This is a genomic window from Paraburkholderia polaris, assembly GCF_012927345.1.
GTDB classification, from domain to species: domain Bacteria; phylum Pseudomonadota; class Gammaproteobacteria; order Burkholderiales; family Burkholderiaceae; genus Paraburkholderia; species Paraburkholderia polaris.
The window spans coordinates 45573-60838 of the sequence record NZ_JABBGJ010000009.1 but is presented as its reverse complement, the minus strand read 5'-3'; the positions used below and the strand labels follow the sequence as shown (position 1 = coordinate 60838).

16 protein-coding genes are annotated in these 15266 nt (G+C 62.3%); 5 read left to right on the top strand and 11 right to left on the bottom strand.

The features are described 5' to 3' along the window. Positions 1–24: 24 nt before the first annotated feature. The 4 genes from HHL24_RS10105 to ugpQ all read right to left on the bottom strand — a co-directional run bounded on the left by HHL24_RS10105 (position 25) and on the right by ugpQ (position 3915). Positions 25–816 carry an ABC transporter permease gene (locus HHL24_RS10105; RefSeq protein ID WP_169485364.1) on the bottom strand — a complete coding sequence of 264 codons (792 nt, stop codon included), beginning with the start codon at positions 814–816 and terminating at the stop codon, positions 25–27. Then, the gene (locus tag HHL24_RS10100) at positions 813–1751 is read right to left on the bottom strand and encodes an ABC transporter permease (protein ID WP_169485363.1); all 939 of its coding nucleotides are present in this window, start codon (positions 1749–1751) and stop codon (positions 813–815) included. The genes HHL24_RS10105 and HHL24_RS10100 overlap by 4 nt, the downstream gene beginning before the upstream one ends. Positions 1752–1910: 159 nt before the next feature. Next, positions 1911–3023, bottom strand: coding sequence for an ABC transporter substrate-binding protein (locus HHL24_RS10095; protein ID WP_169485362.1), 1113 nt, complete (start codon positions 3021–3023; stop codon positions 1911–1913). Between the two features lie 106 nt (positions 3024–3129). Beyond that, positions 3130–3915 (bottom strand): glycerophosphodiester phosphodiesterase, encoded by a 786-nt coding sequence (gene ugpQ, locus HHL24_RS10090; RefSeq protein WP_169485361.1) that lies wholly within the window; start codon positions 3913–3915, stop codon positions 3130–3132. A gap of 553 nt (positions 3916–4468) precedes the next feature. On the opposite strand from ugpQ, the gene HHL24_RS10085 reads away from it, so the two are divergent. After that, positions 4469–5239, top strand: coding sequence for a DeoR/GlpR family DNA-binding transcription regulator (locus HHL24_RS10085; protein WP_169485360.1), 771 nt, complete (start codon positions 4469–4471; stop codon positions 5237–5239). 131 nt (positions 5240–5370) lie between these two features. Here HHL24_RS10085 and HHL24_RS10080 read toward each other — a convergent pair whose 3' ends face one another. Then, entirely contained in the window at positions 5371–7038 is a 1668-nt protein-coding gene (locus HHL24_RS10080; RefSeq protein WP_169485359.1) for a Na/Pi cotransporter family protein, read from the bottom strand. Between the two features lie 225 nt (positions 7039–7263). Between HHL24_RS10080 and HHL24_RS10075 the strand changes: the two genes are divergently transcribed. Further along, complete coding sequence (locus tag HHL24_RS10075) at positions 7264–7947, top strand: histidinol-phosphatase (RefSeq protein WP_169485358.1); 684 nt, start codon at positions 7264–7266, stop codon at positions 7945–7947. 120 nt (positions 7948–8067) lie between these two features. Here HHL24_RS10075 and HHL24_RS10070 read toward each other — a convergent pair whose 3' ends face one another. Genes HHL24_RS10070 through tauA form a run of 3 tightly spaced genes read right to left on the bottom strand, consistent with a single transcriptional unit; the run spans position 8068 to position 10800 of the window. Beyond that, positions 8068–8907, bottom strand: coding sequence for an ABC transporter permease subunit (locus HHL24_RS10070; protein WP_329606609.1), 840 nt, complete (start codon positions 8905–8907; stop codon positions 8068–8070). 26 nt (positions 8908–8933) lie between these two features. Continuing rightward, positions 8934–9740, bottom strand: a complete 807-nt coding sequence (locus tag HHL24_RS10065; RefSeq protein ID WP_169485356.1) for a taurine ABC transporter ATP-binding protein — start codon at positions 9738–9740, stop codon at positions 8934–8936. 37 nt (positions 9741–9777) lie between these two features. Next, on the bottom strand, positions 9778–10800 hold the full coding sequence (tauA, locus tag HHL24_RS10060; protein WP_169485355.1) for a taurine ABC transporter substrate-binding protein: 1023 nt from the start codon (positions 10798–10800) through the stop codon (positions 9778–9780). A 297-nt stretch (positions 10801–11097) separates the two neighbouring features. Here tauA and HHL24_RS10055 point away from each other — a divergent pair, with 297 nt between their 5' ends. Together HHL24_RS10055 and HHL24_RS44555 are read left to right on the top strand one after the other, a co-directional pair. After that, positions 11098–11523, top strand: a complete 426-nt coding sequence (locus HHL24_RS10055) for a hypothetical protein (RefSeq protein WP_230417399.1) — start codon at positions 11098–11100, stop codon at positions 11521–11523. A gap of 56 nt (positions 11524–11579) precedes the next feature. Continuing rightward, on the top strand, positions 11580–11714 hold the full coding sequence (locus HHL24_RS44555) for a hypothetical protein (RefSeq protein WP_268966706.1): 135 nt from the start codon (positions 11580–11582) through the stop codon (positions 11712–11714). Between the two features lie 114 nt (positions 11715–11828). Here HHL24_RS44555 and lipA read toward each other — a convergent pair whose 3' ends face one another. From lipA to HHL24_RS10040, 3 genes are all read right to left on the bottom strand, one after another. After that, positions 11829–12836, bottom strand: a complete 1008-nt coding sequence (lipA, locus tag HHL24_RS10050; protein WP_169485353.1) for a lipoyl synthase — start codon at positions 12834–12836, stop codon at positions 11829–11831. A gap of 13 nt (positions 12837–12849) precedes the next feature. Further along, positions 12850–13575 carry a lipoyl(octanoyl) transferase LipB gene (gene lipB, locus HHL24_RS10045; protein ID WP_169485352.1) on the bottom strand — a complete coding sequence of 242 codons (726 nt, stop codon included), beginning with the start codon at positions 13573–13575 and terminating at the stop codon, positions 12850–12852. Between the two features lie 218 nt (positions 13576–13793). Then, complete coding sequence (locus HHL24_RS10040; protein ID WP_054035681.1) at positions 13794–14120, bottom strand: DUF2917 domain-containing protein; 327 nt, start codon at positions 14118–14120, stop codon at positions 13794–13796. A gap of 98 nt (positions 14121–14218) precedes the next feature. On the opposite strand from HHL24_RS10040, the gene HHL24_RS10035 reads away from it, so the two are divergent. Then, a complete protein-coding gene (locus tag HHL24_RS10035; RefSeq protein ID WP_169485351.1) occupies positions 14219–15187 on the top strand; it encodes a transcriptional regulator GcvA in 969 nt (322 codons plus the stop codon). Positions 15188–15266: the final 79 nt, after the last annotated feature.

Genomic DNA, 15266 nt, shown 5'->3' with positions numbered 1-15266 from the left:
GCCTTAGTCGGTCAAATTAGTCCGTCAAATTTTCTGGCCGCTAAGCGCGCGGGCCGAGCCGAATACCTGAATCAAACCCATCGACGCCCACGTAATCACGAACGCGATGATCGCGAGCGCCGACGGTTCATATGCACGGTTCGCACCGATCAATTGCAGATACGGGCCGAACGCGGGGCGGTCGAGCAGACTCGCCAGCGTGAACTCGCCGATCACCACGGCAAAGGTGAGAAACGCGCCGGACAGAATGCCCGAGCGGATATTCGGGAAGATCACCTTGAACAGAATCGTTGGCCAGTTCGCACCGAGACATTCGGCGGCTTCGGTCAGCGAGCGCACGTCGACCGCGCGCAAACCGGCGTCGACCGCGCGATACATGTACGGCAGCGAGAGCGTGACGTAGCCGAACACCAGCAGCAGGTCGGTCGCGCGTTCGTTGCCGGTGAGCGGCAGAATCGAGCTGCTGTTATAGATGCGCAGATAACCGAAGACGATCACGATCGCCGGCACCACCAGCGGCAGCAGCGTAATGAATTCGACGATCGGCCGCAGTCTCGGCAGCCGCAACTGCACGTAGTACGCAGTCGGCACCACCAGCAACACACCGACAATGATCGTCAGCACCGCCATCAGGATCGAATAGCCGAACGAGGCCTGAAAGCGCGGATCGCTCAGCACGACGCTATACGCCTCGAAGCTGTAGACGCCGCGCTTCATGCGCAGGCTGAATTCGAAGGTGGCGAGCAACGGAATCAGAAAATACAGCGAACCGACGATCATTGCGGTCCACGCGCCGACACGCGATTGGCTTTTCATCGACGCCCCCTTTCAGCACGTGAACGCAACCAGATGTAGCCGCCGTTCGACAACCCCGTCACGAGCACCATGCCGAGCGCGAGCGCGTAGCCGAGGTTCTGGTTGTGCATCACGTCGCCGCGAATCTGCGCGTACAGCAGGATCGTGACGATGTTCAGCGAACTGCCGGTCAGCGCGTAAGCCGTGGCGACCGCGCCGAACGAATTCGCGAACAGCAGCAGCGTCGCGCCGAGCACGCTCGGCCACAATACCGGCAATGCGACGTGGCGCCAGTATTGGAAGGCCGTGCCGCCGAGGCAGTCGCAGGCTTCGCGCCATTCGCGCTTCAGGCCGTCAAGCGCGGGCGTGACGATCAGCACCATCAAGGGAATCTGAAAGTACAGGTAGGTCAGCGTCAACCCGGAGAAGCTCAGAACGCTGAAGCCCGTCGAATACAGATTGAAGCCGAGGTATTTCTTCAGCAATACGGTCACGAGACCAACGCGCCCCAATGTGCAGATGAAGGCGAACGCGAGCGGCACGCCGGCAAAATTCGAGGCAACGCCGGAGAACGTCATCAACGTAGGACGAATCCAGCCCGGCAATTTGCCTTGCACCGCCGCCCACGCGAGCAGCGAGCCGATCAGCGCGCCGCCGAGCGCGGATGCGGCGCTCACCTTGAAGCTGATCCAGTAGGCGTCCATCACCGTGGGCTGGAGCAGGTCGCGGAAATTGGCGAGCGTGAAATGGCCTTGCGAATCCTGGAACGCGCCGACCATCAGAAAGCCGGTCGGCAGAATCAGGAACAACAGCGCGAAGGTAAAAAACGGCACCACGCCGATCCACGCGAGGAGGTGCGACGCGCGGCTTGGACCGCCGACGCGAGGCGTTGGCGTGGGCACAGGCGGAACCAGCAATTCCGGCTGCACCGATCCAGCATCCGATGAAGCGCTCATAGCTCACCCTTGGGGCTTTCTGGCTAACGCCCGACGCGTCGCTCTCGTTGAGCGACGCGCCACCTTTGAAAACAGCACGTTGCGGTTAGGAGCCGCGGCATGTGCAGCATGCGATTGAGCGCTGCTTCACTGCCGCCGCAACCGCGTGCGCCGCGACGATTACTTGACGTTCGCGCCGACCGTTTCGTCCCAATGCTTTGTGATGGTGTCTTTGTAGGCGTCCTGTTGGGAGAGCGTCGGGAACACCACGTTCTTGTATGACGACGGCGGCGGCAGCTTGTCGAGCAGCGCTTGCGGGACCTTCTTCGCCGCCACCAATTCGTTATAGCGCATCGGGTGGCAATAGCCGGTCAGCCAGCCGATCTGGCCTTCGTCGGAGTACAGGTATTCCATCCACAGCTTGGCGGCGTTCGGATGCGGCGCGTAGGCGCTGATCGCCTGAACGTAAACACCGGCGACGACGCCCGTTTTCGGTATCACCACCTGCACCTTCGGATTGCCCTTCAGGGTGTCGCGGTCGGCGAGCGCGTTGTAGTCCCAACGCACGACGATCGGTGTAGTGCCCTGCGCGAGCGACGCGGCCTTGCCGATCACCGGCACGAAGTTGCCGTTCTTGTTCAGGTCGGCGAAATATTTGAGGCCGGCCTGGTCGGCCTTGCTCACATCGCCCTTGCTCTGCGACAGACCCGCGGCGAACACAGCCTGGATCGCCTGATTGGCCGAGCGCGGGTCGCCCGCCAGCGAGACGGCGTTCTTATAGTCCGACTTGAGCAGATCGCTCCAGTCAGACGGCGCCTTGTCGATCATGTCGGCGTTCACTTCAAACGACAGCACGCCGTAGTAATCGCCATACCAATAGCCATCGGCGTCTTTCGACTCTTTCGGAATCGAGTTCCACGAAGCGACCTTGTACGGCTGCAGCAAACCCTCGGCCTTCGCGGTCGGGCCGAATGACAGACCCACGTCGATCACGTCAGGCGCTTGCGGACCCTTGTTGCCTTTGTTCGCCTTGATGGCTTCGACTTCGTCGCCCGAACCCGCATCCGGATTCAGCTCGTTGATCTTGATTCCGTACTTTTTCTGAAAGCCGGCCACCAGTTGACCGTAGTTGCACCAGTCGTGCGGCAACGCGATCACGGTGAGTTGGCCTTCCTGCTTGGCGGCTGCGACCAGTGCGTCGAGCGGCGCGGCCGAAGCGCTGCTCACGCCGGCTGCGGCGACACCCGCAGCGGCCGACATTGAAAGTAAACGAGCTAACGCGGTGCGCTTCATAGTCTTCCCCATCCTCTGCCGAAAGTGCTACGTTTGGAAAATTTCTAATTTCTAGCTCTCTGGGCGCACACCTGTGCAAGCTCACACTCGCGCACCCGCGCCATGCTCAGTCCGGATTTGCCGGTGCCGAAAACATGTCGTGTTCCAGTCTATCGATACGATCTGTACAAATCATGTCGACACCCCATTGTGCGAGCAATTGCGCACGCTCAGGATCGTTCACCGTGTAGGCCAGCACCCGCAATCCAGCCGCCTTGATCTCGGCGACCAGCGGCTCGCTCAAATGCCGGTGGCTCGCGTGCAACGACACGCAATCCAGTTCTCGCACAATGCGCAGCCAGTCCGCCGGGACCTCTTCGAACAGCATGCCGCGTTGCAATGAGAGCGCTGCATCGCGCGCAGCAGCGAGCGCCTCGAACGAAAACGATGACAGCAGCGGCGGCGTCTGCCCTTGCCACAAAGTCAGCGCGCCGCTTGCAACCAGCCGCCCGGTGATTTCGTCACGACCCGGGCAGGGTTTGATTTCAATGTTGGCGGCAATGCCGTGCCGTGCGCAACGCCCGGCGGCCTCGGCGAGCGTCGGCAGGCGCGCGCCGGCGAACTGCGGCCCGAACCAGGCGCCGGCATTGAGCGCGGCCAGTTGGTCCCACGTGTGTTCAGCCGCGGCGCCACGGCCGTTGGTCGTGCGTTCCAGCGTATCGTCGTGCAACAGAAAGAGATGGTTGTCGGCAGAGAGCTTGGCGTCGAATTCGACCATGCGGTAGCCGTAGCGCACGCACGCGTCGAAACCGGCCAGCGTGTTCTCCGGCGCCAGTGTGCCGCCGCAGCGATGCGCAACCAGCCTCGGATATGGCCAGGCTGCGGATAAAGTGCGATCAATCCCGTTTGCCACGTCTCGTTACCTTCCAGATAGAGCGGGTTAAATATGCTCTCGACACGTTCCCAGCTACCACCACCGCCATGATGCGCTGCGCCATGCAGCCTTTACGCGTGAGCCCTGCGCGTAGTATCGCGCCAATGGGCCCCGCTGCGATAGCCGGCCGCACGGCCAACGTGCTGCCCACGACGCCCCTGCAATCTTATTGTCAGGATGCCGAACCGTGCGGTTTCCAGGCAGCGCCGCATGCGGCAGCGAATGGTTCAGGCGGCAGATCCCAAGATCCATTATGGCAACGACTTGGGTCAAGCAAACTGCCAAAAAACGCCGTGAAATGTTCGAAACCGGACATTTCAATTCCTTTTCGAACATTTGATGTTCGAAAACGGCGCGACGTTTCGATCTGCGAAGGCTAAAGTGAAATACACAAACTTGCAAGCTGCCAAAAAAATACAACACAATTCGGCTAAAGTAGTACGCTTGACATCGTCCGGACACACATCCGTGTCCACGATGACACTTTAAAAACAAGCCGTGTGAGCGAGCGTTCGCATCCAAGGAAAAATGCATGTGGCAGGAAGACCGTCATCAGAGAATTCGCGCGTTGCTGTCCACGCTTCAACGCGTGTCGACCGAACGGATCATGGCGGACCTCGGAGTGTCGCGCGAAACGGTGAGGCGCGACCTGCTCGACCTGGAAGCGCTCGGTGAATTGCGGCGTGTACATGGCGGCGCGATCAAACCCGCCGACGAGGCGCCGATCGCCGAGCGCGCCCACATGCGCGTCAAATCCAAAACGGCGATTGCCAAGGCGGCCATCGGGTTGATCGCGAGCGGCCAGACACTGTTCATCGACGCGGGCACCACCACCGCGGCGCTCGCTGAAGAGTTGGCGAAGCTGGCAAACCTGACGATCGTCACCAATTCCATCGACGTCGCGCTGAAAATGCGCGGCGCCGTGGATCAAACGGAAGCGGCCAACGAAGTGATCCTGCTGGGCGGCTCGATCAGCGATCGCGCCATGGCGACCACCGGCGCCACCACCGTGCTCGACATCCAGCGCTATCGTGCGGACATGGCCTTGCTCTCGCCGGTCGGCATCGATCACCGGCATGGCGCGACCAACTACGATCACGCTGAAACCGAAGTGGCGCGCGCCATGGTCGCCAACGCAGACCGCGTGGTGATCCTCGCCGATTACAGCAAGATCGGTCAGCGCAGCCGGATTTCGTACTGCCCGGTCGATCGGATCGACGTGCTGGTCACCAACAAAAAGGCGGCTGAAGCCGCCGACTTTGCGTCGCTCAAAAAGAAGCTGGAAGAGATCGTTCTGGCTTAGGGCGCGGGCGTGCTCGGAGCTTCGCGCGAACGCTGTACGGGAGCGCAGCAAGGGCGCTGCGCGACCGGCCACAGGCGGCGGCAAATTTCCCGCCTATAAGCGGCCGCTTGCGACTCACAGTTGTGTGCCGCTTATTCCTTCACATGGATCGTGTCGAGCACGCGCTTGCGCAAGCGCGTGTCGTGCAGCGCGCCGGCTGCATCGAGCACCGGATAGGCCGTCGAACAGAATAGCGAATTGAGCCGTTTCATGTCGCTGATCAGATCCAGATGCAACGCGCTGGTCTCGATGCTGCGCAAGGTTTGCCCGGCGAGCCGGTCCAGGTGCTTGTATGAATACGCGCGCTCCAGATCGCGAAAGCGCTCCTTCTCCGCCAGCAACCGCTCCGCACAACGCAAATCGTTATTCAGAAACACCGACAGGCCAAGCTGCAGATTGCTGACGAGCCGTGCCTGCAGGTCGTCCAGTTCGCCCAGCCCCTCCTCCGAAAACGACAGCCGGTGCGCAATCTTCTTTTCCTCGATATCGCCGACGATCCGCTCGATGATGTCGCCCGCATGCTCCAGATTGATCGTCAGCGAGATGATGTCGGTCCAGCGGCGGCTGTCGGCTTCGTCGAGTTGCTCGCGGGAGATCAGTGTCAGATAGGATTTGACCGCGGCGTAGAGTTCGTCCACGTCGTCGTCCATACGGACCGTTTCGCGCGCCTTGTCGAGGCTGTTCTCATGGATCAGGTCCGCGACGTTATCGAGCATGGTGCGCACGATGTCGCCGATGCGCAGCACCTCGCGTGCGGCGTGCGCGAGTGCGAGCGTGGGGGTGGAAAGCGCGGCGGCATCCAGATGCAGCGGCCGCAGTTCGCCGTTGGGCTGCGGCCGGTCCGGCAACACCCGCGTGCAGATGCGCGCCATCGGATCGATCAACGAAAGGCAGGCGCAGCAACGCAGCGTGTTGTAGATCACGTGAAAGCCGACCACCGCTTCGCGCGGATTCGCGATCAGCACCGGCAAGCCGCGCGCAAGCAGCGGCGCGAACGGCAGGATCAGCAATGCACCGGCCAGCTTGAACGCCAGACTGCCCAAGGCCAGGCGTCGCGCCGCCGCGTTCTGCGCGAGCGTGCCCATCAGCGCCAGCAGGCCGCTGCCGAGATTCGCGCCAATCACGAGACACAGCGCCACCTTCAGGGAGATCACGCCGGACGAGGCGAGCGTCGCTGTCAGCAGGACCGCCGCGAGACTCGAATAGGACAGCATCGCAAATGCCGCGCCGACCAGCGCGTCGAGCATGGTGTCACCGGTCAGCGCGCCGAACATCACGCGCACGCCGGCGCCCTGCATCATCGGCTGGGCGGCTTCGACGATCAGGTGCAGCGCCAGCAGGATCAAGCCGAGCCCGATCAACGTACGGCCGACCTGGCCGAGGCGCGTTTGCTTGCGCGACAGAAAGAGCGGTACGCCGGACAGAATCAGGATCGGCGACAGCCATGACAGATCGAGTGTCAGCAACCGCGCCATCAGTGCGGTGCCGACGTCGGCGCCAAGCATGATCGCAAGGCCGCTGGTGAGCGGCAGGAGACCTTGCGCAGCGAACGACGTGACGATCACCGCCGTTGCATTGCTGCTCTGCACGAGGCTGGTGACGCCGACGCCCGAGACGAAGGCGCGCCAGCGGCTGCTGGTGCTGCGGCCGAGGATGCCGCGCAGATCGGCGCCGAGTACGCGCAGGATGCCGGTACGTACGATGTGCGACCCCCACACGAGGAGTGCCACACCGGCTAGAAGGTTAAGGAGAATCAACATAAGGCACTGCGCATCCGTTCCTGCTGCCATGACCCGAACCGCATGCCGCGCGAACCGGCACCCGGGGCGTTTATGACAGTAGTGTTGCACATTTTTGCCTTATTGTATTTTTGTGCTTTTAAATATACGCTCGTGCCAACCTGTGGATTGCTGTGTGCCGGCTCATGGTCCGGCACGCGATTCGCTCAACTACTCAGTTTGCCTACTTCATCACGAGGACTCTGGATGAGCCGCAACCTTGCGCTGTTCGACCTGGACCATACGCTGCTGCCGCTCGACAGCGATCAGGCATGGGCTCACTTCATCGCCGGATTGGGCATAGAAGGCGCCGCGCAGCACGCGGAAGAAATCGACGATTACTATCGGCAGTATGTGGCCGGCACGCTCGATATGACCGCCTATCTGAACTACACATTGGCGCCACTGGCTCGCCACTCGCGCGAGCAGCTCGACGCGTGGCATGCGCAGTTCATGGAGGATGTGATTGCGCCGGCCATCCTGCCGGCTGCGCGGGAACTCGTGCAACGTCATATCGAAGCAGGCGACCTGTGTTGCATCGTCACGGCCACCAATGTGTTCATTACGAAGCCGATCGGCAAGGCGCTCGGCTTCGAACATCTGCTGGGGATCGATCTCGGCACTGAAGGCGGAAATCCTTTGGCGCGCTTTACCGGAACTGCCGTCGGCGTGCCGACCTTCCGCGAAGGCAAGATCACGCGCACCGAGAGCTGGCTGGCTTCGCTCGGCCATCGTCTACAGGACTTTCCGCAGAGCTGGTTCTATAGCGATTCGATTAACGACGTGCCTTTGCTGGAGCGCGTCACGCATCCGGTCGCGACCAACCCCGACCCGCGTTTGCGCGCCATCGCCACGGAACGCGGCTGGCCGGTGATTGAATTGTTCCGCTGAGGGTTGGCTGAGAGCTGCCTGAGCGGCTGGCGGTGGGCGGTTTCCGCCACCCACTGGCAGCTCTGGCAGCTCTGGCAGCTTGGGCCATTTGGACCGCTTGGACCGCTTGGACCGCAATAACTACACGCGCCCCTTCCACGGCACCAGCCGCCGCTCCAACGCACGCATGCCGAGATCGAACAGCCACGCGATCAGTCCGATCAGCACGATGCCCATCACCACCACATCGGTACGCAGAAAGCTCGACGCGTTGAGCACCATCTGACCGAGACCGGCGGTGGCCGCGACCATCTCGGCGGCAACCAGGGTGGTCCAGCCAAAGCCGATTGCAATCCGCAAGCCGGTCAGAATCTCAGGCAACGCCGCCGGCAGAACCACATGGCGCACGATCTGCGCGAAGCTTCCACCTAGCGAATAGGCCGCATGAATCTGCTCGATGGTCGCGCTGCGCACACCGGCACGCGCTGCCATCGCAATCGGGGCGAAACAGGCGAGATAGATCACGACGATCTTCGCCGTCTCGTCAATTCCGAACCAGATCACCACCAGCGGCAGATACGCAAGCGGTGGCAGCGGCCGGTAGAACTCCAGCGGCGGATCGAGCAAGCCGCGTACGACCCGGCTCACGCCCATCAGGATCCCAACCGGCACCGCCGTGATCGCGGCCAGCGCGAACGCACCGAACACGCGCAGCGCACTCCATGCGAGATGCTCGGAGAGCGGCAACCCGCCTTGAATGCGTCCGTGCCAGGCGTCCAGAAACGCGGCCCAAACAGCCTCTGGCGTCGGCAGAAATAGCGGCGGCAGCCAGTGCAAATGCGTAGCGAACCACCACAGCGCCGCGAGCGTCGTGACCGAGACCGCGCTCAGCGCCGCGGTTGGGCCCTCGCCCGGCAAACGCCAACCGCGTACCGGCCGCGCTTTACGTCGCGGCGGCTCGCCTGTCTGGCTCAGAGGCACGTTGCCCAAAGATTCACGCGAAGCCGTCACGACAGCACCTCTTCCTGGTTCCGCTCATTGCGTTCGTGCAGACGGCGCACGAGCCGCTCGCGCCATTCGATGAACTCCGGCGACGACTTCACCGCGCGCGCATCGCGTGTCTCGAGAAAGCGCCGCGCGAACGGCAGGTCGTAGCTCTCGGCGATACGGCCCGGCCCCGGCGTCATCACGACGAGGCGTGTCGCCAGAAACAGCGCTTCCTCCACGCTATGCGTAATGAAGAACACCGTCTTGCGGGTGCGGCCCCAGACGTCTAGCACGAGCTCCTGCATCGACTCGCGCGTCATCGCGTCGAGCGCACCCATCGGTTCATCCATCAGCAGCACTTGCGGATCGCTTGCCAGCGCGCGTGCAATGCCCACGCGCTGCTGCATGCCGCCCGACAACGCGTAGACCCGCGAGCGCGCATGCTTCTCAAGCCCAACCAACGCCAGCATCTCCAGCGCGATGCGCTCGCGCTGCACTTTTGGCACACGCTGAAAACGCAAGCCGAGCGCGACGTTGTCGAGCACGTCAAGCCAAGGCATCAGCGCGTACTTCTGGAACACGACACCGCGATCCGCGCCCGGCCCACGCACGGGTTCGCCGCTCAGACGCACCTCGCCTTCGGTCGGCTGAATGAAACCGGCAATGCAGTTCAGCAAGGTCGTCTTGCCGCAACCGGACGCACCCAGCGCGACAACGAATTCACCCGGCTCGATGCTCAGATCGACATCCGCGAGCGCGATGTGCGGCGCCGCGCCGCGGGTGCCTTCGTAAGCGACCTGCAACTTCCGGATCTCAAGACCGCTCATCGCCGTGCCTCATGATGCTGATGGATATGCTCAAAGCTTAGTGCGCCGCACGCTGCACGAACTGCGGATCGACGCCGGTCGAGTAATCGGCCAGCACATTCTGAATCGTGCCTTGCGTCTTCAGGAAAGCAGCGGTCGCGGCGAGCGATTTAGCCGCGCCAGATTGCACACCGCCGCCAAGCCATGCATTCGACGCCTGCTGCGCCGGCGTCGGGAACGCATACAACGCGAGACTTGCGGGCACTTCCTGTGCGGTGGCGCCGGACTCCTTCGCAACCGCCTCGACCTGCGGCGACGTCGCGGTCCATGCCGACGTGTGATCGCGGTAGCTCGCATCGGTCGCGGCCAGCACCTTCACAAGGCGCGCGACGAACTCGGCGTTCTGGCTAGCAAACTTGCGGTCGACGACGAAGCCGTCGAAAGTCGCCTTGCCGGTTTGCTGCGCAACCTGACCCGATGTGATCAGCACCTTGCCGTTCTTCTTCACCTTCGCCAGCACCGGGTCCCAGATGTACGTCGCGTCGATATCGCCGCGTTCCCACGCCGCCGCGATTTCGGGCGGGCGCAGATTGACGATCTTCACATCGGACGGATTCACGCCGGCGTTCTGCAGCGCAACCAGCGTATGAAAGTGCGAAGTCGACACGAACGGCACGCCAATCTTCTTGCCCTTCAGACCGGCGACACTGGTGACGTTGGAACCGTCGCGTGCGACCAGCGCTTCGGCGTCGTTTATGTTGTCCAGAATCCAGAACAGCGAAATATCGACACCTTGCGACAGCCCGGCTGCGATCGGGCTCGACCCTGCTTCGCCGAGTTGCACCGAGCCGGAAGCCAGTGCGCGGATCACGTCGGCACCGCTGCCGAGCTTGCGGTAAGTGACCTTATAGCCGGTGGCTTTCTCGACCTCGCCGGTGGCCTGCGCATAGCGCCACGGCACGACCATGTCCTGATACGCGATCACGACTTCTTTGGTGTCGGCGTGTGCAACAGAAGAAAACGGCGCGGACAGCGCGAGCAGCGTAGCGAACGCGGCGAGCGGACGAAGTAAGCGGTTCATCGGGAAGCCCCTTTAGTGTGTGTTGTCTGGGAGGCTTTCGACTATAGGGAGTTTGTCCGCGGGCGGTTCTAACTAATCGTCAATTGCTAATCACGCTGTTCGAGCATTGCTTTTCACGTTGAGCTGGATCGGTGCGGCTGTTGCAATGAGCGGTGGGCCGATTCTAGCGAATGATGCCGGGTCGGGTTGCCCTTGCGCAAGCTAGCCGTTCGGTAGATTGACCGCGCATTGAGCGCAGCGGGATGATCTCTGCATTGCCCACACCTCAGCATTCCTATGATCGTCCTACTTAGCCGCTTGAGCTGGTTGTTTTTTAATGTCGGCGTACCGGTGTTCGCGCCGATTGCCCTGCTGCCCCTGTTGAGCTTCTCGCGCTTCTATCGGCACGCGTCGAAAGGCATCGCAGCGAGAGCCATTCAGGACGGCCAGTTACTGTGGGTCGTCATTTCGATGTGCGCCAGCGCTTGCTATGAAATCGGTAGCGCGTTGGGCGAAGCGTCGACGAACAGCGCGCTCGTTTTCATGCTGGCAGGACTGCTCTGGCACGTGCTGTTTATTGTCGCGGCTTCGATACTCGTCTCGTTCGCCGCAGCCGATGCGACATCCCGCCCGGTATATGACGACAGCGAGAGAACTCGTGACCGAGGGCTGACATGGCTTTCACTGCTGATGACAGCAATCGTTGCGACCTCCTTTTTCCTATCCCATTATTCGTTAACCTAACTAATTTAGCGCCCGTTGAGCTATACTTTTTCCACCATTTTCACAGGGGAACCAACATGCCCAATCTCATAGATTACGTCATCGAGAACCGTGCGTTTCGTGAACGCTTTATCTACTTCATGTACCCCTTCACGATCATCGGCGGAACATTAGCCTCGATTTCAATGCTGCTGGCCCGGTATTACCGGTAGTGCGCGCACGTAGACCACCAATGCATGACCCGGGCGACAAAACCAGTCTGCCCAAAAAACAAAGCCCGCAACAAGTGCGGGCTTTGTTTTTTTAAACTACGTTGCCTCAACCGTTCAGACCACGCCCGCTCCATGCGCCTGCAGATCGGCGTGGTAGCTCGAGCGAACCATCGCGCCCACCGCCGCATGCGTGAAGCCCATCTTGTACGCTTCTTCTTCGTACATCTTGAACGTGTCCGGATGCACGTACGAGCGTACCGGCAGATGGTGCTCCGACGGTTGCAGATACTGGCCGATCGTCAGCATGTCCACGTCGTGCTCGCGCAGATCGCGCATCACTTGCAGAATTTCTTCTTCGGTTTCGCCGAGGCCGACCATCAGGCCGGACTTGGTCGCGACGTCCGGATGCAGAGCCTTGAAGTCCTTCAGCAGCTTCAGCGAATGCGCGTAGTCCGAACCGGGGCGCGCTTCCTTGTACAGACGCGGTACCGTTTCGAGGTTGTGGTTCATCACGTCGGGCGGTGCGGCGTTCAGAATGCCGAGCGCGCGATCCAGACGGCCGCGGAAATCCGGCGTCAGAATCTCGATGCGCGTTTCCGGCGACAGCTCGCGCGTCTGGCGGATGCATTCTACGAAGTGAGCCGCGCCACCGTCGCGCAAATCGTCACGGTCGACGCTCGTGATCACCACGTACTTCAGCTTCAGCGCAGCGATGGTGCGCGCCAGGTTGCCCGGCTCATCCACGTCGAGCGGATCGGGGCGGCCGTGGCCGACGTCGCAGAACGGGCAGCGGCGCGTGCACTTGTCGCCCATGATCATGAACGTCGCAGTGCCCTTACCGAAGCATTCGCCGATGTTCGGGCAGCTCGCTTCTTCGCACACCGTGTGCAGGTTGTGCTCACGCAGAATCTGCTTGATTTCGTAGAAGCGCGAATTGCCGGTGGCCGCTTTGACGCGAATCCAGTCCGGTTTTTTCAGCTTTTCGATCGGGACGATCTTGATCGGAATACGGGCGGTTTTGGCTTGCGCCTTCTGCTTCGCGGTGGCGTCGTAGGCCGCGGCGGAAGCCGGCACGGCATCAGGAGCGGGAGAAGCTGCTAGGTTCGCGGTAACGTCAGTCATTCGTTCGGTCCAGTCAGGCGGTGAGAGCACCGGCCTGCGGTTGGGCGACGGCCGCAGGACTGCCGTCGAGGTTTGCGGTGAGGCGTGCTGCAAAGGTACGGGCCACGTCGTCCCAGCCGGCGGCGACGCCCAGCGTTGCCATATCGACTGTTTCGAGCCCCGCGTAGCCGCATGGGTTGATAGCCAGAAACGGCCGCAAATCCATGTTCACATTCAGGCTCGCACCGTGATAGCTGCAGCCGTTGCGGATTTTCAGACCCAGCGCGGCGATCTTGGCACCGGCATGCAGCCCGGCGTCCGGCCCGGGCGCCACGTAGATACCAGGGGCACCCGCCTTGCGTTCTCCGGCGAGATTATACGCCGCGAGGGTGTCGATCACGGCCTGCTCGATCCGCGTGACCATCTCGCGCACCATCAGCTTGCGTCGGCGCAGGTCCAGCAGCAGGTAGGCAACCACCTGTCCGGGCCCGTGATACGTGATCTGCCCGCCCCGGTCGACCTTGACAAGCGGAATGCCGCTATCGGCGGCCAATAGATGTGCCGGGTCGCCGGCCTGGCCGAGCGTAAAGACGGGAGGGTGTTCGACCAGCCAGATTTCGTCGGGTGTATCGGCGGTGCGCTCGTCGGTGAACGCGCGCATCGCTTCGAAACTGGCTTCGTAAGGTTCGTTGCCAAGCCAGCGCAGCGTAAGCGGCGCCGTGGCGGGCAAGGGAGACGGGGAAACCGGGGTGGCGCGCATGATCCCCACAGTTTACCGAAATCTGGCAATCGCCGCCGGAACTGGCTTCGCCAAGGCGCCGCGGCGTCGCTACGGATTCACACCGGCGCGTTGTTTCGTTGCAGCATCGCTCCGGTCAGCGCGTCCTTCCCATGCCGACGCTGTTCCGCCCGGAGCGCCGCTCACGCCCCGCGCCGTTCAACTGCCTTCCTCCGCAGCACTGCGGTGCCCTCCCGGGCTCACACCGTGCGCCAGCCCCCACGCATGCGGGCCGCCAGCCGTTCGCCGACCCGCGCGAGCCAGTTCAGCGCACGTTCATCGCAGCGCGTCGGCACCGAAAACGCGACCTTCGCATGCGTGCTGCCTTCGGCGCTCAACCACAACCGTTCACCGCGCCGCAGCCGCAGCGTGTGGCCGGGCTGCAGCCAGTAGTCTTCGGTGTCGTCGCTGCGCGTGACCCATACCGCGCCGCCGTGCACGACCAGCTTGGTGCTGCGTGCTACCTTCATAGGAATGGTTTCGCCGTTGCGGATTTCAAAAGCAATACTAGAGGAAATTTCTCGCATGATGCCCTCGCCAAAATTCGTTTCATGGCTACAATCGTAGGCGTAGCAAGGGTTTACGCAAAACGATCTATTTTCACCTCTATGTGAGAAATATTGCGATGGACCTCCGGCAATTACCTTCGTTGAACGCCGTCAGGGCGTTCGAAGCCGCAGCCCGCCACGAGAGCTTCTCGCGCGCCGCGGACGAACTGTTCGTCACGCACGGCGCCGTCAGTCACCAGATTCGCGCGCTTGAGGCGGAGTTAGGCATCACGCTGTTCGCCCGCGACGGCAAGCGCGTGCGGCTCACGGACACGGGCCGCCGCTATGCCACGCGCGTACGCACCGCGCTGATGGCGCTCGCCGACGCCACCCGCGAAGTCCGCGCCGGCGACCGCGAGCGGCGCCTTGTCGTTTCCATGTTGTCCTCGTTTGCGGCGCGCTGGGTGACGCCGCGCATCGGCAGCTTTATCGAGGCGCATCCCCAGTGGGACCTCGAACTGCTGTCCACCAACGCGCTAACGGACTTCGCGCGCGACGACGTCGACGTGGCGATCCGCTTCGGCTACGGCAAATATTCGGGGCTGCACGCCGAGTTGCTGCTGGAGGAGATCTTCTTTCCGGCCTGCGCGCCGAATTTCAACGGCGGCAAGCTGCCGCAAACGCCAGCCGATCTGGCCAAAGTCCCGCTGCTGCGCTCGGACGACGAACTTTGGCGCCCGTGGTTCGACGCCGCCGGCCTCAGCGACTGGCAAGAACCGAAGCGCGGCGTGCTGTATCAGGATTCGTCGAATCTGTTGCAGGCGGCCATCGACGGCCAGGGGATCGCGCTCACGCGCCGGTCGCTGGCGATGCACGAGATCGCAGCAGGCCGCCTTGTGCGGCTATTCGATGTGGATGGCCCGAGCCCGTGGCAGTACTACTTTATCTGCCCGCCGCAGATGCTCGAAACCGCGCGCGTCAGAGCGTTCCGCGCTTGGGTATTCGAAGAAGTGGGACGGTTCAAACAGCTTTTCGAGCGGGCTTGCGAGGTGGGACCTGCGGGAAGCGCGAGCCTCGCGGCAGACGCATTGCGCGTCACGCCTTGATGCGAGGCATCACTGGCATAGCCCGCAGTGCGGACGCTAAAGTCAAAGTCAAAGTCAACGCCAAATCGGCGCCAGCACC